The organism is Sulfitobacter sp. AS59 (assembly GCF_038899995.1).
Taxonomy (GTDB): domain Bacteria; phylum Pseudomonadota; class Alphaproteobacteria; order Rhodobacterales; family Rhodobacteraceae; genus Sulfitobacter.
The window spans coordinates 405,135-426,596 of record NZ_JBBMQK010000002.1 but is presented as its reverse complement, the minus strand read 5'-3'; the positions used below and the strand labels follow the sequence as shown (position 1 = coordinate 426,596).

23 protein-coding genes and 1 riboswitch are annotated in these 21,462 nt (G+C 58.6%); of the genes, 15 read left to right on the top strand and 8 right to left on the bottom strand.

The window, feature by feature from the left end:
* Window positions 1-21: 21 nt before the first annotated feature.
* The 3 genes from WNY39_RS06335 to WNY39_RS06325 are packed head-to-tail and all read right to left on the bottom strand — an operon-like array spanning window position 22 to window position 2,500.
* The gene (locus WNY39_RS06335; protein WP_342844789.1) at window positions 22-993 is read right to left on the bottom strand and encodes a threonine/serine dehydratase; all 972 of its coding nucleotides are present in this window, start codon (window positions 991-993) and stop codon (window positions 22-24) included.
* Window positions 990-1,814 (bottom strand): alpha/beta hydrolase, encoded by an 825-nt coding sequence (locus WNY39_RS06330; protein WP_342844788.1) that lies wholly within the window; start codon window positions 1,812-1,814, stop codon window positions 990-992. Before WNY39_RS06330 ends, WNY39_RS06335 begins: the two co-directional genes overlap by 4 nt.
* Window positions 1,814-2,500 (bottom strand): haloacid dehalogenase type II, encoded by a 687-nt coding sequence (locus WNY39_RS06325; RefSeq protein ID WP_342844787.1) that lies wholly within the window; start codon window positions 2,498-2,500, stop codon window positions 1,814-1,816. Before WNY39_RS06325 ends, WNY39_RS06330 begins: the two co-directional genes overlap by 1 nt.
* Window positions 2,501-2,685: 185 nt before the next feature.
* Between WNY39_RS06325 and WNY39_RS06320 the strand changes: the two genes are divergently transcribed.
* Both WNY39_RS06320 and WNY39_RS06315 read left to right on the top strand, forming a co-directional pair.
* Window positions 2,686-3,114 (top strand): peptidylprolyl isomerase, encoded by a 429-nt coding sequence (locus tag WNY39_RS06320; RefSeq protein WP_341234029.1) that lies wholly within the window; start codon window positions 2,686-2,688, stop codon window positions 3,112-3,114.
* 129 nt (window positions 3,115-3,243) lie between these two features.
* On the top strand, window positions 3,244-4,356 hold the full coding sequence (locus tag WNY39_RS06315) for a class I SAM-dependent RNA methyltransferase (protein ID WP_342844786.1): 1,113 nt from the start codon (window positions 3,244-3,246) through the stop codon (window positions 4,354-4,356).
* An 82-nt stretch (window positions 4,357-4,438) separates the two neighbouring features.
* Here the strand turns inward: WNY39_RS06315 and WNY39_RS06310 are convergent, their stop codons facing one another.
* From WNY39_RS06310 to fabA, 3 genes are all read right to left on the bottom strand, one after another.
* The gene (locus tag WNY39_RS06310) at window positions 4,439-5,230 is read right to left on the bottom strand and encodes an enoyl-ACP reductase (RefSeq protein WP_342844785.1); all 792 of its coding nucleotides are present in this window, start codon (window positions 5,228-5,230) and stop codon (window positions 4,439-4,441) included.
* A gap of 9 nt (window positions 5,231-5,239) precedes the next feature.
* On the bottom strand, window positions 5,240-6,469 hold the full coding sequence (gene fabB, locus WNY39_RS06305) for a beta-ketoacyl-ACP synthase I (RefSeq protein WP_342844784.1): 1,230 nt from the start codon (window positions 6,467-6,469) through the stop codon (window positions 5,240-5,242).
* Between the two features lie 129 nt (window positions 6,470-6,598).
* Complete coding sequence (gene fabA / locus WNY39_RS06300; RefSeq protein WP_341234033.1) at window positions 6,599-7,108, bottom strand: bifunctional 3-hydroxydecanoyl-ACP dehydratase/trans-2-decenoyl-ACP isomerase; 510 nt, start codon at window positions 7,106-7,108, stop codon at window positions 6,599-6,601.
* Window positions 7,109-7,269: 161 nt separating this feature from the next.
* Between fabA and irrA the strand changes: the two genes are divergently transcribed.
* Complete coding sequence (gene irrA, locus WNY39_RS06295) at window positions 7,270-7,689, top strand: iron response transcriptional regulator IrrA (protein WP_093915628.1); 420 nt, start codon at window positions 7,270-7,272, stop codon at window positions 7,687-7,689.
* 60 nt (window positions 7,690-7,749) lie between these two features.
* Window positions 7,750-8,538 carry a phytanoyl-CoA dioxygenase family protein gene (locus WNY39_RS06290; RefSeq protein WP_342844783.1) on the top strand — a complete coding sequence of 263 codons (789 nt, stop codon included), beginning with the start codon at window positions 7,750-7,752 and terminating at the stop codon, window positions 8,536-8,538.
* A gap of 105 nt (window positions 8,539-8,643) precedes the next feature.
* Here the strand turns inward: WNY39_RS06290 and WNY39_RS06285 are convergent, their stop codons facing one another.
* Both WNY39_RS06285 and WNY39_RS06280 read right to left on the bottom strand, forming a co-directional pair.
* Window positions 8,644-9,447, bottom strand: a complete 804-nt coding sequence (locus tag WNY39_RS06285) for a hypothetical protein (RefSeq protein WP_342844782.1) — start codon at window positions 9,445-9,447, stop codon at window positions 8,644-8,646.
* A gap of 175 nt (window positions 9,448-9,622) precedes the next feature.
* Window positions 9,623-10,492 carry a hypothetical protein gene (locus WNY39_RS06280; RefSeq protein WP_342844781.1) on the bottom strand — a complete coding sequence of 290 codons (870 nt, stop codon included), beginning with the start codon at window positions 10,490-10,492 and terminating at the stop codon, window positions 9,623-9,625.
* Window positions 10,493-10,606: 114 nt separating this feature from the next.
* On the opposite strand from WNY39_RS06280, the gene miaB reads away from it, so the two are divergent.
* The 11 genes from miaB to WNY39_RS06225 all read left to right on the top strand — a co-directional run bounded on the left by miaB (window position 10,607) and on the right by WNY39_RS06225 (window position 21,446).
* Window positions 10,607-11,926 (top strand): tRNA (N6-isopentenyl adenosine(37)-C2)-methylthiotransferase MiaB, encoded by a 1,320-nt coding sequence (miaB, locus tag WNY39_RS06275; RefSeq protein WP_342844780.1) that lies wholly within the window; start codon window positions 10,607-10,609, stop codon window positions 11,924-11,926.
* A 239-nt stretch (window positions 11,927-12,165) separates the two neighbouring features.
* A complete protein-coding gene (locus WNY39_RS06270) occupies window positions 12,166-12,741 on the top strand; it encodes an OmpA family protein (RefSeq protein WP_341234037.1) in 576 nt (191 codons plus the stop codon).
* Window positions 12,742-12,747: 6 nt separating this feature from the next.
* A complete protein-coding gene (locus WNY39_RS06265) occupies window positions 12,748-13,071 on the top strand; it encodes a hypothetical protein (RefSeq protein WP_341234038.1) in 324 nt (107 codons plus the stop codon).
* A gap of 160 nt (window positions 13,072-13,231) precedes the next feature.
* Window positions 13,232-14,209, top strand: coding sequence for a PhoH family protein (locus WNY39_RS06260; RefSeq protein WP_342844953.1), 978 nt, complete (start codon window positions 13,232-13,234; stop codon window positions 14,207-14,209).
* Window positions 14,210-14,279: 70 nt separating this feature from the next.
* On the top strand, window positions 14,280-14,795 hold the full coding sequence (gene ybeY, locus WNY39_RS06255; RefSeq protein ID WP_342844779.1) for an rRNA maturation RNase YbeY: 516 nt from the start codon (window positions 14,280-14,282) through the stop codon (window positions 14,793-14,795).
* 29 nt (window positions 14,796-14,824) lie between these two features.
* Window positions 14,825-15,730, top strand: a complete 906-nt coding sequence (locus WNY39_RS06250) for a hemolysin family protein (protein WP_342844778.1) — start codon at window positions 14,825-14,827, stop codon at window positions 15,728-15,730.
* A complete protein-coding gene (gene lnt, locus WNY39_RS06245; RefSeq protein WP_342844777.1) occupies window positions 15,730-17,217 on the top strand; it encodes an apolipoprotein N-acyltransferase in 1,488 nt (495 codons plus the stop codon). The genes WNY39_RS06250 and lnt overlap by 1 nt, the downstream gene beginning before the upstream one ends.
* 38 nt (window positions 17,218-17,255) lie before the next feature.
* Window positions 17,256-17,303: riboswitch (SAM-SAH riboswitch) on the top strand.
* A 4-nt stretch (window positions 17,304-17,307) separates the two neighbouring features.
* Complete coding sequence (gene metK, locus WNY39_RS06240) at window positions 17,308-18,492, top strand: methionine adenosyltransferase (protein WP_341234042.1); 1,185 nt, start codon at window positions 17,308-17,310, stop codon at window positions 18,490-18,492.
* A 149-nt stretch (window positions 18,493-18,641) separates the two neighbouring features.
* Window positions 18,642-19,343 carry a tRNA (guanosine(46)-N7)-methyltransferase TrmB gene (trmB, locus tag WNY39_RS06235; RefSeq protein ID WP_341234043.1) on the top strand — a complete coding sequence of 234 codons (702 nt, stop codon included), beginning with the start codon at window positions 18,642-18,644 and terminating at the stop codon, window positions 19,341-19,343.
* 136 nt (window positions 19,344-19,479) lie between these two features.
* A complete protein-coding gene (aroA, locus tag WNY39_RS06230; protein WP_342844776.1) occupies window positions 19,480-20,832 on the top strand; it encodes a 3-phosphoshikimate 1-carboxyvinyltransferase in 1,353 nt (450 codons plus the stop codon).
* Window positions 20,832-21,446 (top strand): d(CMP) kinase, encoded by a 615-nt coding sequence (locus WNY39_RS06225; RefSeq protein WP_342844952.1) that lies wholly within the window; start codon window positions 20,832-20,834, stop codon window positions 21,444-21,446. Before aroA ends, WNY39_RS06225 begins: the two co-directional genes overlap by 1 nt.
* Window positions 21,447-21,462: the final 16 nt, after the last annotated feature.

The window sequence follows — 21,462 nt, the reverse complement described above, 5'->3', positions numbered from 1 at the left end:
GGGGCAGGGTCCTTTTTTAGGTCACGTAAGGGTGGCAAGGGCGCGGGCGAACATATCGGCATCCACATTCCCGCCGGAAATCGTAACGATGACATCCTCGCCTTCGATCTGATCGCGCCGGAACAGGGCCGCCGCAAGGGCAATCGCACCGCCGGGTTCAGCGACCACCTTAAGGCGGTTGAACGCTTGGCCAACGGCCTGCAGCGCCTCGTCATCCGTGGCGACAAGGCCGGGGCCACACAGCCGTTGCATGATCGGAAAGGTCAGATCGCCGGGTTGCGGCGTGACGATCGCATCGCAAATCGACCCAGACGGCGCAGCATTCCGCACGACGCTGCCTTGGGCCAGTGACCGCGTGACATCGTCAAAGCCTGCGGGTTCGGCGGGGCGCACGCGCAGGCCGGGGGCATCAGCCTCAAGTGCCAGCGCAATGCCCGAGGTCAGCCCGCCACCACCGCAACACACGACCACATCGGCGGATGTGATGCCCAGTTCGGCGGCTTGCTGCGCAATCTCCAGGCCGGTGGTGCCTTGGCCGGCAATCACTTGCGGATCGTCATAGGGCTTGATCAGCGTCAGACCGCGCTCGGCCGCTAGTTTGGCACCGATGGCGTCACGGTCTTCGGTTGCACGGTCATACAGCACCACCTCGGCCCCAAGGGCGCGGGTGTTTTCGACTTTCAGACGCGGCGCATCTGAAGGCATAATAATAACGGCTGTCACCCCATGTCTTTGCGCGGCCAAGGCGACACCTTGCGCGTGGTTGCCGCTGGAAAACGCGATCACGCCCTTGGCGCGGGTGGCCGGGTCAAGGGCCGACAACGCCGACCAGCCGCCGCGAAATTTGAAACTTCCGGTGTGTTGCAGGCATTCGGGTTTCACCCAGACGCGGCGACCCGCGATTTCATCCAGAAACGGCGAATTCAGCAGCGGCGTGCGGCGCGCGTGGCCCTCAAGCCGTGTTGCGGCGGCGCGGATCATCTCGATATTCATGCCATGGCCTCTATCCATTTATGCAGGGCAGCAACTGCTTCGGGTTCGTCCAGAAACGGGATATGCCCGCGCCCGGGCACGCGGCCCACGATCATATCAGGGCGACGTTTTTCCATCTCTGCCAAGGTTTCTTCGCTCAGCAGGTTGGAATTCAGCCCTCGAATACATGCCACTGGCAGCCCTTCAAGCGCATCGAAATAGGGCCATAAATCAGGCGACGGGGCGCTGAACGCTTTCGCCACCGCGTCGCGCAGGTGTTTGTCATAGGTGATTTTCAGGCCCGTGTCGGTCTGGGTGTAATGCTTGACCGCTTCTTCCATCCAGCGGCTGTCTGGCACGCCCTCGAAATCGGGGAATAGGCCGGGCATGGCCGCAGCCAGTTCGGCATGGGATTTGGCGGCAGGGTTCCGGCCAATGAATTGCATGATATCATCCAGCCCCATCGTTTCGATATGCGGCCCCACGTCATTGAACGCGACGCCCAGCAGGCGGTCTTTGGCCCCCATCGCCAAGCCCATGGCGTTCAGCCCCCCGCGTGATGTGCCAAGGACCGCGACCTTGTCCAGCCCCAGATGCGCCAGCAGTTCCAGCGCATCGCGGCATTCAACGGGCGGTGAATAATGCGACCAGTCAGGATCGAAATCCGATTGCCCGCGCCCGCGATAATCCATCTTGATCAGACGATTGCCCGCCAGATGCGGCGTGACATAATCGAAATCAGCCGAGGTGCGTGTCAGCCCCGCCAAGCATAAGATCGGCAGGCCCGCGCCTTCGTCGGTGTAATATAGGTTTAGCCCGTCGGAAGAGGTGAAATGCGGCATCAGGCACCCGCCAACGCTGGAATTTCGCTAAGCTCTTTGAGGGTGTGCACGGGCGTCCAGGGTACACGGTCCATCGGCTCCGCGTTGCGGTTCACCCAAGCGGTCGTAAACCCGTATCCGGTGGCCGCGGCAGCATCCCAGCCATTGGATGACACAAACAGAACCTCGTCTTTGGCGCAGCCGAAATGCTGGCTGACCAGATCATAGACCCGCGCATCAGGCTTGAAGACGCCGACGCTTTCGACCGACAAAAGCGCATCCAAACTGTCATGTAGCCCGGCGGACTTCACCGCACCTTCCAGCATCTCCGGCGATCCGTTTGACAAAATCGCGGTGTTCAGCCCGGCCGCTTTCAACTGGCGCAGCATGGCGGGCACCTCTGGAAAGGCCTGAAGCTCCCAATACAGCGCCAACAGACGGGCACGCAGCGCCGGATCGCCGTCATGCCCTGTTTTCTCTAAGGTCCAATCCAAGGCATTTTGGGTGACCTCCCAAAAATCGACATGGGCATTTGCGACGGCGCGCAGCCATGAATACCCCAGCTGCTTTTGCCGCCAATAGTCCGCGACCTCTGGCCAGCTGTCCTTGAGGGCTGCAAAATCCGGCTCGCTTGCCGCCTGACGTGCCGCAGCGGTTACATCGAATAATGTGCCATAAGCGTCAAAAACGCAGGTGGTGATCGGCATCCTACCCTCCCTTGGTATGTCCAAATCCAAGATTGGCACGGGCGGGGGGGACAGAAAAGGCCGAAAACTGGCCCAATAAGGGTTTACGCCAGCGCGCAGGCTTGAAACACTGGGCACCGAACCCCAGAGCACCCGCGCAGACACGCGGCCTCTTGCATTTATCCCCATCCAGATCGGAGAGTTTTATGACGCAGGTTAAATCCGGCGATACCGTTGCTATTCATTACACAGGCACGCTGCTGGACGGCAGCACCTTTGACAGCTCGGACGGTCGCGAACCGTTGGAGTTTGTGGTCGGTTCAGGCCAGATCATTCCCGGCCTTGACGTGGCACTGCCCGGCATGGAAGTCGGCGACAAGAAAGTTGTCAAAATTGCCAGCGAAGACGCCTATGGCCCGCTGAACCCCGAAATGCGCCAAGCCGTGCCGCGCGAAGGTATCCCCGCCGATATCCCGCTTGAGGTCGGCACACAGTTGCAGATGCAAACACCTGACGGCCAAGCCATGCCTGTCATGGTGGTCGAAGTGGACGACGCGACCGTAACCTTGGATGCGAACCATCCCTTGGCGGGCAAAGACCTGCAATTTGATATCGAGCTGATGAAAATCGCCTAAGATATCCCATGCCAGCGCGGGGCATCCTGCGCTGGCACCGCAAAATTCGCCTTTTGCGACCCAAGCCGACAGGCACCAGTTCAAAAGAAACCGCTCGAACTGTGCGACGCAGCACAGTAAGCAGCGTCTATGAACCCAGATACCAACTTTGATATATTTCTCGTCGCGACACCCGGCCTAGAAGACATGCTCTTGGCCGAGGTCGTTGAAAAAGGCTTTGCCAATCCAACGCTGTCGCCCGGTGGTGTGACAGTGCAAGGCGGCTGGCCCGAGGTCTGGCGCGCCAATCTGGAACTGCGCGGCGCATCGCGTGTCTTGGCGCGGATCGGATCGTTTATGGCGTTCCATCTGGCGCAGCTTGATAAACGCGCGCGCAAATTTCCTTGGGCCGATGTGCTGCGCGCTGATGTACCTTTGCGGGTTCAGGTGACAACCAAAGCGTCCAAGATTTACCACGCCGGTGCCGCGACCCAGCGGATCGAAACGGCCCTGCGCGAAAGCCTAGGTGCTACGATCTCACCCGAGGCGTCGCTGGTCCTCAAGGTGCGCATTGACGACAACGTCGTAACGCTCAGCCTCGATACATCAGGCGAATCCCTGCACAAACGCGGCCACAAAGAAGCCATCGGCAAAGCACCGATGCGCGAAACTCTGGCCTCCCTGTTGCTGCGCCAAGCGGGCTATAGCGGAACCGAAACCGTCGTGGACCCGATGTGCGGGTCTGGGACATTTGTGATCGAAGCGGCCGAGATCGCCATGGGCATGAACCCCGGCCGCAGCCGCAGCTTTGCCTTCGAAAAACTCGCCAGCTTTGATCCCAAAGAATGGGAGGAAATGCGCGCTAAACCTCCGGTCGCAACTGACCTTCGTTTTTACGGATCAGACCGCGATGCAGGTGCCATCCGGATGATCACCGCCAATGCGGAACGTGCCGGGGTAGCAGACGTCGTGCATTTTGAAAACCACGCCGCGGGCGAGCTGACCCCGCCTGACGGCCCACCGGGCCTAGTTATCGTGAACCCGCCCTACGGTGGCCGCATCGGTAATAAAAAACTGCTCTATCCGCTGTATGGTACGCTGGGCCAAACGCTGCTGACCCGCTTCAAAGGCTGGCGAGTGGGCCTTGTCACGTCCGAACCACCCTTGGCCAAAGCAACGGGACTACCGTGGAAACCCCAAGGCCCGGCGATCGCCCATGGCGGCATGAAGGTCTGGTTCTACCAAACCCCACCGCTACGCTAGGCGCGGCACCCTATTTCCAAATGGCCTAAAATCCCGGGGTCCGGGGCAGCGCCCCGGTCCGCCGGTATAATCTGGTGCGCCTTTACAGGTTTTCCGCCTGCGGCATCCCCAGAACATGAAATCCACCATCAACGCGAATAATCTCGCCCGTGGTGCAAGCCCCTGCATCCGACGCCAGATAGACGGCCGTGCCACCCACAGCGTCAAGCGTGGCGTTTGACCGCAAGGGCGCGTTCATGTCGGTGTGCTTGTATGTCTTGCGCGCCCCGCCAATGGCAGCACCGGCAAGGGTCTTCATCGGGCCGGGGCTGATCGCATTCACGCGGATGCCCTCAGGGCCCAGATCATTGGCCAGATACCGCGTCGCAGATTCCAGCGCCGCCTTGGCCACACCCATAACGTTGTAATTGGGCACAACGCGGTTTGACCCTTGATAGGTCAGCGTCATCAAAGTGCCGCCGTTTTCCACCATCAAAGGATGCGCGCGGCGGGCGATTTCGATGAAGGAATAGGCCGAGATATCCAGCGAATGTTTGAAATTCGCACGCGACGTGTTCAGGAAACGGCCCGTAAGCTCGGATTTGTCGGAAAACGCGATGGCGTGAACGACGAAATCAATCGTCGGCCAACGCGCGCCAAGCTGTTCGAATGCGGCGTCCAAGGACGCATCGTCGGTCACGTCAACATCGACCATGAAATCGGACCCGACGCTTTCGGCCAGTGGTTTCAGGCGCGTGCCAAAGGCGTCACCCTGATAGGTGAACGCCAGTTCAGCGCCGGCTTCGGCCATCGCTTTGGCAATGCCCCAAGCGATGGACCGTTCGTTCGCGACACCCATGATCAGGCCGCGTTTTCCCTTAAGTAGATATGACATCTGCTGTCCTTACTCTTTAAACTTGGAAAGGATCATCGACCCGTTGGTGCCGCCAAACCCGAATGAGTTGGTCATCACAGAATCCAGCCCTGCATTATCGACCCGCTCAAGTGCGATCTCGGACGCATCCAGTTTGGGGTCCAGTTCGACCACGTTGATGGATTTTGCGATAAAGTCTTGCTTGAGCATCAGCAAACAGAACACGGCCTCAAGCGCGCCAGCGGCCCCTTGGGCATGGCCGGTCATCGACTTGGTCGAACTCACCGGCGGTGTTGACCCTTGGCCAAAGACGCGGCGAACCGCTTCGATCTCGCCCACATCGCCCACGGGGGTCGATGTGCCATGTGCGTTGATATAGCCGACCTTGCGACCTTCGGGTAGGGATTGCAGCGCCAGACGCATGGCGCGTTCGCCACCCTCGCCGGACGGGGCAACCATGTCGTGGCCGTCGGATGTGGCCGCGTAACCGGTCACTTCGGCATAGATCGTGGCACCGCGCGCTTTGGCATGCTCCAATTCCTCAAGCACCAGCATGCCGCCGCCGCCCGAGATGACGAACCCGTCGCGGTTGGCGTCAAAGGCGCGGCTCGCGGTTTCGGGGGCGTCGTTATATTTGCTGCTCATCGCGCCCATGGCGTCGAACAGGCAGGACAATGTCCAATCCAACTCCTCGCCGCCGCCGGCGAACATGACGTCTTGTTTGCCCATCATGATCTGCTCTGCTGCGTTGCCGATGCAGTGCAGGGATGTGGAACAGGCGCTGGTAATGGAATAGTTGATGCCTTTGATCTTGAACGCCGTGCTCAGGTTGGCACTGACGGTCGAGGACATGCATTTCGGTACGGCGAACGGCCCGATCCGTTTGGTAGCACCCGTGTCACGCACCACGTTATGCGCGGTGAACAGCGCCGATGTCGACGGTCCGCCCGACCCCGCTACAAGGCCGGTACGCGGATTGCTGATCTGATCCTCGCTCAGGCCCGCGTCAGCGATGGCTTGGGCCATGGCGATATAGGCATAGGCCGCACCGGCACCCATGAACCGCAACGCGCGTTTGTCGATGTGATCTGCGACATTGATCTTAAGCGTGCCTGCAACACGGCTGCGAAACCCGTGTTCGGCCATTTCGGGGCTCGCAACGATCCCGCTGGTTCCGGCCTTGAGCGATGCAAGCACCTCTTCAGCGTTGTTTCCGATGGATGAGACAATCCCCAACCCTGTGACGACGACGCGGCGCATGGCGCACTCCCTTAGTCCTACTGGGCGTATCGCCCTCGTTTAGCAGCCCCCATGCAGATGATCGGGCAAGGGGCCGCGTTGTTCTTTCGTTTGCCGCCAACATGGCGACAAATCAAGTCATCTCTCGGATCAGCTCTCCGACAGGGCGACTTTCATGTCTTTGACCATATAGATCACTTCGCCGTCGGCCTCGACGATGCCGTCGGCCACGCCCATGGTCAGGCGACGGGTCTGGATCGCTTTGGTGAAATCAATCTTGTAGGTCAGCATCTTGCGCTCCGGGCGCACCATGCCGGTCAGTTTGACCTCGCCCACGCCCAAGGCATAGCCCCGCCCCTGCCAGCCGCGCCAGCCAAGGTTAAAGCCGGTCAGCTGCCACAAACCGTCAAGGCCCAGACAGCCGGGCATGATCGGGTTGCCGGGAAAGTGGCAATCGAAAAACCACAGGTCCGGCGTGATGTCGAATTCAGCCGTGATATGGCCCTTGCCATGCGCGCCGCCATCGGCGGACACATCCGTGATCCGGTCCATCATCAGCATCGGCGGGGCAGGAAGCTGCGCGTTTCCGGGGCCAAAAAGTTCACCACGGGCGCATTTCAGCAATGCCTCTTTGTCGAAACTGGTGGGGTAATCGGCCATAATTCTGCGGCTCCTGCTGGCTATAATCAAAGTCGCGTTTGGTCTAGCATTGTGCCCGCTATGCCTGCAAGGGTTGTAGCGACATGGGCATTTCGGGTTTTTGTTTGAAAAGAGGGTGGTTTGCGCATTATATACATCCTTGAACAGACAATGAGTATGTAATGAACAAAGCGATGCAAGAGACCAGTTCCAAATGGCTCGCCACGGCGGGCCTGCGTCCGACACGGCAACGCATGACGTTGGCACAGTTGCTTGTGGGCGACGGTCATCATCGCCATGTCACCGCAGAAAGCCTGTTTGACGCGGCCAAAGGGCAGGGCGCTGCGGTGTCGCTGGCCACGGTCTACAACACATTGCGGGCGTTCTGCGAGGCGGGTCTGTTGCAAGAAGTCACCGTTGACGGATCAAAAAGCTATTTCGACACCAACACCCACGACCACCCCCATTTCTTTTGGGAGGATGAGGCCCGCCTGACCGACGCACCGTCCGACCAGTTGGTGATCGCACAGTTGCCCGACGCGCCCGAAGGCGCGGAAATCGCATCGGTTGATGTTGTGATCCGGTTGCGCCGCAAAAGCTAAACCGCTGGACGGTTCGCGCGGCGCTGCTTAGGCTGATGCAAAACAGCAGCGGGCGGGCAGATGCATCCTTTAGTTTCTCAAGACGATATCGACAGCTACCAGCGTGATGGCGTGGTGCTGATCAAGGGGCTGTTTGCCGATCATGTGGACACCTTGCGTGCAGGTGTCGCGCGGAACATGGAAAACCCCGGCCCCTATGCGTCAAATAACGACAAGCCGGGCGAGACCGGACGCTTTTTCGACGATTACTGCAATTGGGAACGGATTCCCGAATTCGCCCAAGTTATTCATGGGTCGGATGTGGCACAGGTGGCTGCCGATCTGATGCAAAGCAAAACGGTGCAGCTGTTTCACGATCACGTGCTGGTCAAGGAACCCGGCACATCCATGGCAACCCCGTGGCATCAGGACGGGCCGTATTATTTTGTCGAAGGGCGGCAGAACGTCAGCTTTTGGTCGCCGCTTGATCCCGTGACCGAGGCCACACTGCGCTGCGTTGCCGGATCACACCTGTGGGAAAAACCGGTGCTGCCAACGCGGTGGGTCAAGGGCGACGCATTCTTTGACCCCGCGCCCTATATGCCCGTCCCTGATCCCGATGCCGAAGCGATGGACATCCGCGAATGGCAGATGGAACCGGGGGATGCAGTGGCGTTCAACTATGGCATTTTGCACGGCGCGCGCGGCAACCAGTCAACCACCCGCAGACGCGCCTTTTCGCTGCGGCTGCTGGGCGACGACGCAACCTATACCAAGCGCCCCGGCCCCACGTCGCCGCCCTTTCCGGGGCATGACATGGTGCAAGGCCAACGCCTGAGGGAAGATTGGTTTCCGATGTTGATGGGGTGAGTGGGGCTAGGTGTTACCGTCTGCAAGCTGACGCGACTGGTTCTCAACTGGCTTTGAGACCCGCAGAAGTGCTAAGATGTGGCTCTCGGTTCCGAAGGGATAATTCTATTCCAATGGCCCTACTGGATCACGGCTTATCTCACCGGTAAACATTTCCACCCGAGCATTGACTGCAGTGAGATACTCAACAGCAGCGGAAATACAGGTTGCGCAAAGGCCGAGTTGGAAAGGAGAAGGAGCGCTGAACGAAATTTCCTGCTCATTGGCATTTAATAGGCTGACCGGGTGGGAATGAATGTGGTTTGAGAAGTAAGTGTGGAAAAAATCAAATTTGTTTACGTCTATTTTTGCTTCGCGTACTGCTCCGCGAACTCCGGAAATGAATACGACTTGACCGTTCTTCAGGTCGCCCCGCTGTTCAAAGCTGATCTGTAACTCTTCGCATCTCTGGTCGATGACGGATTTAAGACCGAGTTTTATCTCCTCATAATTCTCAAAAAACGGAACGTTGGTTCCGTCTGCCTGTATTTTCTTTAAAGATGTGAGAAATCGCTTCCGATTGGTGAGGGCGTGTAAAAAGAGTAAATGGCGACGAAGGTCCCATTGTGGAAGCGTAAGGGACGGCTCAGACAAGTAAAGTGTCATGATAGCTGAATCAATCACACAACGCGCAAGGGCTGCGACTGAAAAATGGTCAAGTAGCTTTGCGCCCTCGGGCAATGTCTGGTGCTTCCTGCAGAGCGCTTGTAGCGACATGCAATGAGTGATCATCTTCGCATAAGAGGTTAGGACACGATTTTGTCTTCCGGTGTGTTCAATTCCGATCCTGCCGCCAGATAACCCCGTCGCGGTGAGTAAGCACTCGTCCAGTTGTTCGAGTGCAGTATCAAATACCTTCTGCTCATCCATCTTATTGATGCCTCAAGTGGTGCGCGTGCAAAGCAAATAGCCGTTCGATGGTACTATAGCTCAGCATAGCCGCCGCATTTGTTAGCATTAACTTAGCATACATCCGGAGAGTAATACGTGCTCGAAGCAGACCGTCACCCGCTCTCACCTCGACCAACCCACCAAAACCACCCACTCAAAACCACTGCCCCGGCTCTATCAGCCCCAAGTCCAGCAACTGGCGGGAATGCCATTCAAAGGCGGCGGAGTTGTGCCATTTGAAGGTTTCGATGTCGAACGTGCTGCCGGGGTTCTTTTTCAGGGCTTTGGCCGTGCGGAACGAACAGACGGCGGCGGTGATGTTGTGGTGCCACGGGCAGGAATAGGTGTTATATTCCTCGTCATTAAATGTGTGATCGGCGCGGATGCGCAGGCCGGGCTTGGCGCGGAAAAGCGAAATGCGGTCGATCTTGCGGCGGGCGGGGGGCACGTGCTCTTCAAAGCGCCAGCGCAAGCCGCCAAAGAAATCCAGCTGGCGTTCTTTGGGATGGTTTGACGGCGTGCCATCGGGGCGGGCCTGCGCGTAATAGCCCGAGCGGTCCAGATGGGCAAAATCCAGCGACACCGCGTCGGGCTGGGCCGTCAGATCATCTGCATATAGGTCGATCACGTAGGACAGCATGGCATCGCGGCGCTCTTCGCTGTGAAAGGCCAGCATTTCGATGACATTGCGGGTCTCGCAAAACGGATAGAACAGGTATTCGGCGTTGTAGCAGTAGTACAGCCATTCGCCGTTGGCGGCCTCGATCATCCGGTTGATCACCGTCTCCATCGCGTGGTCTTGGGCCATGGAGTAATCCACGCGGATCACCAGTTCCTCCACATCGCGGGCCAGATCGAATTCCGCGGGCATGAAGGCGATGATCGTGGCAAAGCCCAATTGATGATGGTGGCGCAGGGCGGTGTCGATTTCGACGTCATCTTCGACCAGAACCATCGCAATCGGCCCTTGGGTCAGCGCGTCTTTGCCATCGGTCAGAAAGTGATCAAGGCTGCGATAGTGCATGGGGACCTATTCGTTTATGCGATCCTTTGTAAATCAGCCAAATCGGCACGCATTGCAAGAGAACGCTGGCGCTGCTAGACCGCGATTTTGCATATCGTAACAACGGACCTTGCCATGACCGCGCCAAAAAAGCTGTTCATCAAAACCTATGGGTGCCAGATGAACGTCTATGACAGTGAACGCATGGCCGAGGCCTTGGGCGACAGCTATGTCGAGACCAAGACGGCGGATGACGCCGATATGATCTTGCTCAATACCTGCCACATCCGTGAAAAAGCCGCCGAAAAGGTGTATTCCGAGCTGGGGCGCCTGAAACCGCTCAAGGCGTTGAACCCGGACCTGAAAATCGGTGTGACCGGCTGCGTCGCGCAGGCCGAAGGGGCCGAGATCATGCGCCGTCAGCCCGCCGTTGATCTGGTGGTCGGGCCGCAGTCCTATCACCGTCTGCCCGCGATGGAGGCCCGCGTGCGCAGTGGTCAAACCGCGCTCGACACGGATTTCCCCGAAGAAGACAAATTCGAAAAGATGAAAGGCCGTGGCAAAGCGGCCCGCGCGCCGTCGGCATTTCTGACGGTTCAGGAAGGCTGCGATAAATTCTGCGCCTTTTGCGTTGTTCCCTATACCCGTGGTGCCGAAGTTTCCCGCCCTGCGACGCGCATTCTAACCGAGGCGCGCGAGTTGGTCGAAAACGGCGTGCGCGAGATCACCCTGCTGGGCCAGAACGTCAACGCCTATCACGGTGCCGGGTCCGAGGGCGCGGATTACACGCTGGCCCGCCTGATCCGCGAGCTGGCCAAGGTCGACGGGTTGGAGCGCATCCGCTATACCACCAGCCACCCCAACGACATGGATGACGCGCTGATCGCCGCCCATGGCGAGGTCGACAAGCTGATGCCTTATCTGCACCTGCCTGTGCAATCCGGCTCAGACCGCATTCTGAAACGGATGAACCGCAGCCACACCGCCGACAGCTATCTGCGCCTGATCGAACGCATCCGCGAGGCGCGGCCAGACATCGTGATGTCGGGTGATTTCATCGTGGGCTTCCCCGAAGAAACCGATGCCGATTTCGAGGCGACGATGGATTTGGTCCGCGAGGTCAAATACGGCTACGCCTATTCGTTTAAGTATTCCACGCGTCAGGGCACCCCCGCGGCCGAGCGTGAATTGGTGGATGCAGCCGTGGCCGATGAACGCTTGCAACGTTTGCAAGGGCTGATCACCGAACAACAGCGCAGCATCCAAAATGCAATGGTCGGGCGCGATCTGTCGGTTCTGGTCGAAAAATCCGGGCGCGAAGCAGGGCAGATGGTCGGTAAGTCGGAATATCTGCATTCGGTCCATATCGATGATGCTACTGCCAAGGTCGGCGAAGTGGCCCGCGTAAGAATCGTCGATGCGAAAACCAACTCTCTCACCGCGGTTCAGCTGTAGATCACCCCATTGTCCGCAGTTTCGCAGTAAACCCTTCGGATAGGGCTGTATTGTAGCGCATTACGTCCGAAATTGCCTAAACATGGCCGAAATATGGCGCATGTTTCGGTTTTCAGCCTTCACAGGCTTAGTTTTACCTCCTATCCTCACCACATATAGCGAGGGGCCCTGCCGCGTTGCGCAGCGATGGTATCTTTCGCGAAAGCATAAGTTAAAGAATAAAATAGGGAACGAGGGCTGTGTTACACACAATTTCCAAAGCACTTCGGCTGGTCGCGGGGGCATTTGTTGCCGTGGCCTTCGTACTGCAGGCGTCTGCCGCTGACGCACAAACACGATCACAAGCGGGCCGTGACAAAGGACAATACATACCGACAATCTGGGTCGACCCTGATGGCTGTGAACACTGGGTGATGGATGACGGTGCCGAAGGGTACATGACACCCCACGTAAGCCGTCAGGGCATTCCTGTATGTCGTCGCGGCAATATGTGCGGTGTGATGAACACCGATCAGTTCTTTGCGACCGACAGCTACCGTATTAGCGCGCCGGGCAAGCAACGTTTGGCTGAATTCTTTCAGTCCACTGGTGCGATTTCCTATATCATCACCGGCCACACAGACAGCCGCGCCTCTGACGCGTATAACATGCGATTGTCACAGAACCGTGCCAATGCTGTTGCATCCGTTGCGGCGCAAACCGGTGCGCGGATCGCGGATGTGCGGGGGTATGGTGAACGCATGCCCGCTGCATCAAACGGTACAGCGGCAGGCATGGCAAAGAACCGCCGTGTCGAGATTATCTGCATTCGCTAAGGGGATATGAAAGTGTTTAGAACGAAAATTATATTGGCAACAGCCTGCGCTTTTGGCCTGACAGCCTGCGCTGATGTTAGCGATGTTTTTGGTAAATCGGCTGATAAAACCTATGATGGCGGCTTTGATCGTAAGCATCTCAGCCAACTCCAGGCGGGCATCTGGGTGGATCCAAACGGCTGTGATCACTGGATCATCGATGACGGCGTCGAAGGCTACCTGAGCCAGCGACTGGATAAATACGGCAAACCCGTTTGCTCCGGTGTGGCGCAGCCCACATATACTGCGGGCGACTTTAAAAGCGGCTCGAAAATCGGGGATCCGAACTGATTTCTTGTCATAGATACATCAATTCAGGCCGGGGCGTTTACGCTCCGGCCTTTTTTGTCTCTAACCGGGGTATTCAACCTGCCCATAAGCCCCATATAGATAAACAGACACTTCAAAATAGGAATTGGCATTGACGTCCACCGATATCTCCCCCCCGTCTATGAACAGCGCGCGTTTGTTGGAATTCCAAGACAACCGTTTGCTGATTGATCTGTGCGGCGCATATGATGCGCATCTGGCCGCGATCGAAAAGACACTCAGTGTGCAGATCGTGCGACGGGGTAATCAGCTGTCTCTCATCGGTGATGATGATGCGACCGCGCGTGCAGAAACCGTTCTGAATGCGCTTTATGCACGTTTGGAAGGCGGCCGCACCGTCGAACCCGCCGATGTGGAAAGCATGTTGCGCATGGGCGATTCCGCTGCTGGCACAGGTGTGCGGGCGGGTGACCAGATTGAAATGCCGATTTTGGACGGGATCGAAATCCAGACCCGCAAAAAAAGGGTTGAGCCGCGCACCGCTGCGCAAAAGGACTATGTCCAATCCCTGTTCGACAACGAACTTGCCTTTGGCATCGGCCCTGCGGGGACCGGTAAAACCTATCTCGCCGTGGCTGTGGGCGTGTCGATGTTCATCGGGGGACATGTCGATAAAATCATCCTGTCGCGCCCCGCCGTCGAAGCCGGCGAAAAACTGGGGTATCTGCCGGGCGATATGAAGGACAAGGTCGACCCCTACATGCAGCCGCTGTATGATGCGCTCAATGACTTCCTGCCGGGCAAACAGCTTGCCAAGCTGCTTGAGGATAAAAAGATCGAAATCGCGCCGCTGGCCTTTATGCGCGGCAGAACCCTTTCCAATGCTTTTGTGGTGCTGGACGAGGCGCAGAACGCCACGTCGATGCAGATGAAGATGTTCCTGACCCGTCTGGGCGAAGGGTCGCGGATGGTAATCACTGGGGACCGCACGCAAATCGATTTGCCGCGCGGCGTCCCGTCAGGCCTGCAAGACGCCGAACGCCTGCTGAAAACGATTCCCAAAATCAGCTTCAACTATTTCACGTCCAAAGACGTGGTGCGCCACCCGCTGGTTGCTGCAATCATCGAAGCTTACGAAGCAGATACCGGTCACAGCTAATGCCCGCCTTTGCTTTCATTTTGCCAAATAAACTCCGGGGGTCCGGGGGCTGGCCCCCGGTCTGCCCTTTATGAACGCGCTCGACATCGCCACTGAGGATCCGCGTTGGGACGACTTGGGCCTCGAAACCCTTGCCGATCGTGCAGTTACCGCTGCCCTGACGCATCTGGCCATCGATCCGGATCTGGCCGAGGTTTCCATTCTGGCCTGTGATGATGCCCGCATCGCAGAGCTAAACGCCGATTTTCGCGGCAAGCCTCAACCCACAAATGTTCTGAGTTGGCCCGCCGATGAGCGCGGCGCGGAACATGACGGCGACAATCCGCTGCCGGTCGAACCCGACTTTGACGGCGCTTTAGAGCTAGGCGATATCGCGATTTCCTATGACACATGCGCGGCCGAGGCTGAAACGGCAGGGAAATCAATGGCCGATCATGTCTCGCATTTAACCATTCATGGCCTGCTTCACCTTTTGGGCTACGCTCACGAGCGTGACGCGGATGCAACGCTCATGGAACGGATCGAAGTCGAAATACTTGGCAAATTGGGCATTGATGACCCATATAGGGATCACGCAAGCGCCTAGCTTGCCTTAACAAATAAAGACAGGACCCGATGGGCGATACAGACGGATCATCTGAGGCGGCGCAGAGCGCGCGGTTCGAGGACGAATTTGACAGCATAGAAACCGTTGAAGAAGGCGCACCAAAGTCAGGTGGTTTCTTTTCCCGCGTTATTGGCGCGCTCAGTGCACCCGAGGCCCCAGAAGAGGACGATACCGTTTCTCCGCAGGCGGACCGGTTATCGGCGCGGGGTATGATGAACCTGCGCCGCATGCGGGTGGATGATGTGGCTATCCCCAAGGCGGATATCACGGCGGTGCCTATCACCTCGACGATGGACGAACTTGTGGCGGTGTTCAAAGACAGCGGCCTGACACGTTTGCCGGTCTATGATGGCACGCTTGATACGCCGGTTGGCATGGCGCACCTCAAAGACCTTGCCTTGACCTATGGCTTTAATGCCAAGACGGATGACTTTGATTTACGCTCAATGTTGCGCCCGCTTGTGTTCGTGCCGCCGTCGATGACGATTGGCGTGTTGCTGACCAAGATGCAGGCGGAACGGCGTCACATGGCGCTGGTGATTGATGAATATGGCGGTGTTGATGGGCTTGTCACCATCGAGGATCTGATCGAACAGGTCATCGGCGAGATCGAAGACGAACATGACGTGGACGAAGGCAAAAACTGGACGCTTGAAAAGCCCGGTTGCTACATCGCCCTCGCCAAGACCCCGCTGACAGATTTCGAGGCCGAGATCGGCCATTCGCTGACCGACCATGATGATGTCGACGAGGAAGAAATCGATACATTGGGCGGGCTTGTGTTCATGTTGTCGGGGCGTGTGCCCACGCGCGGCGAAATCGTTGTGCATCCCGACGGGCCCGAGTTCGAAGTGATCGACGCCGATCCGCGCCGTATCAAGCGCCTTCGGGTGCGTGTCTCCGGATCAGCGTAATGTCTCCCCAAGCGGCTGCTTGGCTGCGTTTCGCGGCAGCTGTCGGGGCAGGGGCTGTGGCCGCACTTGGCCAAGCACCCTATGACCAGCCGCTTTTGCTGTTGGTGGGTTTGGTGGTCGCGATCACCCTGTTCCGACGCTGCGCGCGCCCATGGCAAGCCGCAGCGATTGGTTGGGGCTTTGCCTTTGGCTATTTCCTGCATGGTTGGGTGTGGCTGGTATCGCCCTTCATGGTCGATCCTGAACGATACGCTTGGATGGCCCCTTTCGCGCTGATTGGCATGTGTGGCGGGCTGGCGCTGTTTTGGGCGGCGGCCTTTGGTGTGTCGCGCTGGGCGTCTGATCGCGTCTGGCCGCTGATCTTTTTTCTGTCTGCTGCCGAAATACTGCGGGGTTATCTGTTTACCGGCTTTCCTTGGGGCATGTTCAGCCAAAGCTTGGTCAATGTCTGGCCGGGACAGGGGCTGGCATTTATTGGCCCTTATGGCATGACGCTGATCTTTGTCGCGGCGGCGGCTGTGTTTGTGCGTCCGGTGCGGCCAGTTTTCGCAAATCGTTTTGCTCTGTTGGGTCTCCGCCTCGTGGTTCTGATGGCAATGATCGTTCCGTTCAGCACTGCGCCATCCGCCGTCACCGAACACACGGTTCGGCTGGTGCAGCCTAACGCGGCGCAAAAGGACAAGTGGGACCCCGTTATGATAACGGAGTTTTACGAGCGGCAACTGGCATATACTAGCGCGCCACCTGCGAACCTTGATGCCGCGCCTGACCTGATCCTGTGGGCGGAAACCGCGATCCCTTGGCCCTTGGACATGGCCGATGGGGCGCTCAGCCAGATCAGCTTTCATGCGGGCGGCACCCCGGTTTTTCTGGGGGTCCAGCGTCGCGACGGGATGCAGTATTATAACTCAGCCGTTTTGCTGGGGCTATCGGGTGAAGTCATCCAGACCTATGACAAACATCATTTGGTGCCGTTCGGTGAATATATCCCCTTTGGAAATGTCATGGCCAAATTTGGCATCCATAGCTTTGCCGCACAGCTTGGCAACGGCTATTCCTCGGGCGTTGGTCCGACACTGATCGATATGGGCGCGCTTGGCATGGCCTTGCCGTTGATTTGCTATGAGGCCGTGTTCGCGCGCGACGTGAATGGCGCACCAGAGCGCCCCGCATTCCTGATGCAGCTAACCAATGACGCATGGTTTGGAAAAGGGCAGGGGCCGTTGCAACATCTGGCACAGGCCAGAATGCGCGCAATTGAACAGGGCCTGCCGATGGCGCGGGTGGCCAATACCGGTGTGTCCGCGATGATTGATCCCAAGGGGCGGCTCACCTCCAGCCTTGCCCTGAATACGGCGGGCTTTTTGGACGCCGCTTTGCCTGACCCCCTCGCACCGACGCCCTATAGCCGCTTTGGGGAATGGCCGTTTTTGGTGGTGTTGCTGATTGGCTTGGGCTGCGCGCTCTTGTTACGGGATCGAAAGTAACTATTTGACCCTCACTACGGGCAAAGTTAAGTCCGATGCACCGGCCACAACGGCTTCCTGACGTGGCTATGAAATCTATTGGAGCACTACATGTCCCGGAAAAACTATACATTTACTTCGGAATCCGTTTCCGAAGGCCATCCTGATAAGGTGTGCGACCGTATTTCGGATGCCGTTTTGGATGCATTCCTGACGGAAGAACCCGAAGCGCGCGTTGCGGCAGAAACATTTGCCACCACCAACCGGGTCGTTATCGGCGGCGAGGTAGGCCTGTCGAACAAAGATAAGCTTCACGAATACATGGGCAAGATCGAAGACATCGCCCGCGCCTGTATCAAAGACATCGGCTATGAGCAGGACAAATTTCACCACGCGACATGTGAAATCACCAATCTGCTGCACGAACAATCCGCCCACATTGCGCAGGGCGTTGACGCGTCCAGCGACAAGGAAGAAGGCGCTGGCGATCAGGGCATCATGTTCGGTTTCGCAACCACCGAAACACCTGAGCTGATGCCGGCCCCGATCCATTATTCCCACGCGATCCTGCGCCGTCTTGCCGAAGTGCGCAAAGACGGCACCGAACCGACATTGCGCCCTGATGCGAAAAGCCAGCTGTCGGTGCGCTATGAGAACGGCAAACCGGTTGGTGTGTCGTCGATTGTTTTGTCGACACAGCACGCGGACGAGACGCAAACAAGCGCGGACATCCGTGATATTGTTGAGCCCTATATCACCGAAGTCCTGCCCGAAGGGTGGATCACGGCTGACACGGAATGGTGGGTGAACCCGACCGGCAAGTTCGTCATTGGTGGCCCTGATGGCGACGCGGGCCTGACCGGGCGCAAGATTATCGTCGACACCTATGGCGGTGCGGCACCCCATGGCGGCGGCGCATTTTCTGGCAAAGACCCGACAAAGGTTGACCGGTCGGCAGCTTATGTAGCGCGCTATCTGGCAAAGAACGTCGTGGCTGCCGGTCTGGCTGAAAAATGCACGATCCAGCTAAGCTATGCGATTGGGGTGTCCAAACCGCTGTCGATCTATTGCGATACATTTGGCGGCGACGCTGATGTTGCAGACTCCGCGATTGAGCGCGCGATTGGCAAGATCATCGACCTGACCCCACGCGGCATCCGCGAGCACCTGCAACTGAACAAGCCGATCTACGAGCGCACAGCGGCCTATGGCCACTTTGGCCGCGCCCCCGAGGCCGACGGCGGGTTTAGCTGGGAAAAGACCGATCTGGTTGATGCGTTGAAAGCCGCGATTTAACGGCTGACGCGATATGCGTGGCCAGTTTGGCCTAGAATAAACCGGACCGCTGACCCGATCAGCGGTCCGTTTTCGTTTGGGGCGTATTGTCCTGCGCCCTTTGCCGTGGGCCGTTGCGTTGGCGCAGGTGTCAGGCTAAAGGCAACCGCATGACAGATCCGATACGCCCCCGCAGAAACTTTTATGGTCGCCTCAAAGGCAAATCCCTCAAGCAAAGCCAAAAGGGCTATATTGAGGAAGACCTTGACGCGCTGTCGCCTGGCCCCGTCGATTGGGAGGCCAACCCGTCACGCACGCCGCTTGATTTGCCCGCACTGTTCGATGGCAAACCTGTCTGGCTTGAGATCGGATTTGGCGGTGGTGAACACATGGTGCATCAAGCCGCCCAGAACCCGGATGTCGGGATCATCGGCTGCGAGCCGTATATCAATGGCGTTGCGATGCTGCTGGGGAAAATTCGGCGTGCCGGTGTCAGCAATGTTGCGATCCATCCCGGGGATGCCCGTGATATTTTCGACGTGCTGCCCGAAGCATCTATCGACCGCGCGTTCCTGCTGTATCCCGACCCATGGCCCAAAACACGCCACCACAGGCGCCGCTTTGTCACGCCAGAGCATCTAGAGCCTTTGGCGCGGGTGTTGAAGCCCGGCGCAATCTTTCGGGTTGCCACGGATATCGAAGACTATGTGCGCCAGACGCTGGAACAGGTGCCGCGCCACGGATTTGAATGGCTGGCAGAACGTCCAGCCGATTGGAAAGAGCCGTGGGACGACTGGATTTCCACCCGCTATGAGCAAAAGGCCCTGCGCGAAGGCCGGGTGCCGCATTATCTGACGTTCCGCAAACGTTAAGCGTTGCGCGGCGGGGGCTGATTGCCCCCGGACCCCCATGGATATTTAAGAGCCAGAGAAGATAGGCCCCGCGGTTATGGACGGCACCTGCGGGCTGGTTTATGACATCGGTCAGAATTCAGATTGAGGTTGCCCCATGTCCAGTCACGCCACGCCTATTCCTATGACCTCGTCTGCTTGCGGCCCTTTAAGCGGGGTGGCCGAGGTGCCGGGGGATAAATCCATCTCGCACCGGTCGCTGATCTTGGGGGCGATGTGTGTGGGCGAGACCACGATTAGCGGTTTGTTGGAAGGCGATGATGTGCTCGACACGGCCCGCGCGATGCGGGCGTTCGGGGCCGAGGTGACGGATTTGGGCGGTGGCAATTGGTCGATGCACGGCGTTGGTGTTGGTGGCTTTGCCGAGCCTGAGGGCGTGATCGATTGCGGTAATTCCGGCACCGGCGTGCGGTTGATCATGGGCGCGATGGCGACATCGCCGATCACCGCGACATTTACCGGAGATGCCAGCCTGAACGGGCGGCCCATGGCGCGGGTCACGGACCCGTTGGCGCTGTTTGGTACGCAGGCCGTTGGGCGCAAGGGCGGGCGTTTGCCGATGACCATCGTTGGCGCGGCAGAGCCAGTTCCGGTGCGCTATGTGGTGCCGGTGCCATCGGCGCAGGTGAAATCGGCGGTATTGTTGGCCGGGTTGAATGCGCCGGGGCAAACCGTGGTGGTCGAGGCCGAGGCGACGCGCGATCACACCGAACGTATGTTGGCGGGGTTCGGGGCCGAGATCACGGTGGAGGATACCGATGAGGGTCGTGTTATTACGTTGACGGGCCAGCCGGAGCTGCAAGCCCGGCATGTGGATGTGCCGCGTGATCCGTCTTCGGCCGCGTTTCCGGTGTGTGCGGCGCTGATCGTGCCCGGGTCCGACGTCTTGGTGCCGGGGATTGGCCTGAACCCGACGCGGGCGGGGTTGTTTACCACGCTGCGCGAGATGGGTGCCGATCTGACCTATGAGAACGAGCGCACCGAGGGCGGCGAGCCTGTGGCTGATCTGCGCGCCAAGTTCTCGCCCGATATGAAGGGTATTGAAGTGCCACCCGCGCGGGCTGCGTCGATGATAGATGAATATCCTGTGCTGTCCGTGGTGGCGTCCTTTGCCCAAGGCCAGACTATGATGCGGGGCGTCAAGGAATTGCGGGTCAAGGAAAGCGACCGGATTGATGCGATGGCGAAGGGGCTGCGCGCCAATGGGATTGAGGTTGAGGAAGGCCCTGACTGGTGGGCCGTCACGGGGCTGGGTCATGGCAATGTTCCGGGTGGTGCCACTTGTGCCAGCCAGTTGGATCACCGCATTGCGATGTCCTTTATGATTATGGGCATGGCGGCGAATGCACCGGTCAGCGTTGATGACGGTGCGCCGATCACCACGTCGTTCCCGATATTCGAGCCGCTGATGGCACAGCTTGGTGCCAACGTGACACGGGGCACTGCGTGATGGACGGCTTTACGGTTGCCATTGACGGGCCTGCGGCAGCAGGCAAGGGTACGGTTTCGCGCGCGGTGGCCGAGCATTTCGGCTTTGCGCATCTGGATACGGGGCTTTTGTACCGCGCCGTTGGTGCAAAGGTGCTTGAGGGGATGTCGGCCGAAGAGGCCGCTTTGACCTTGGTCGCGGGTGATCTTGAGAATGACCAGTTGCGCACAAATGCTGTGGCCGAGGCCGCCAGCCGTGCCGCCGCCATTCCGGAAGTGCGGGCCGCGTTGGTAGATTTTCAGCGCAGTTTTGCGATGCGCGCCGGTGGGGCCGTGTTGGACGGGCGCGACATCGGGACGGTGATTTGCCCTGACGCGCAGGTGAAACTGTTTGTCACCGCCACGCCCGAGGTCCGCGCAGAGCGCCGCTTTGCCGAACTGACGGCGAAAGGGTTCGACGTCACGCTTGCCGATGTTCTGGCCGAGGTAGAGGCACGCGATGCCCGCGATAGCACCCGGGCCGAGGCCCCGCTCAAGCCCGCCGAAGATGCCGTTGAAATGGACACATCGACCATGGACATCACCACTGCCGTGGCCCGCGCGATTGAACTGATTAAGGCGCGCATCACGGGATAGGCCCGCGGGGCAAAGT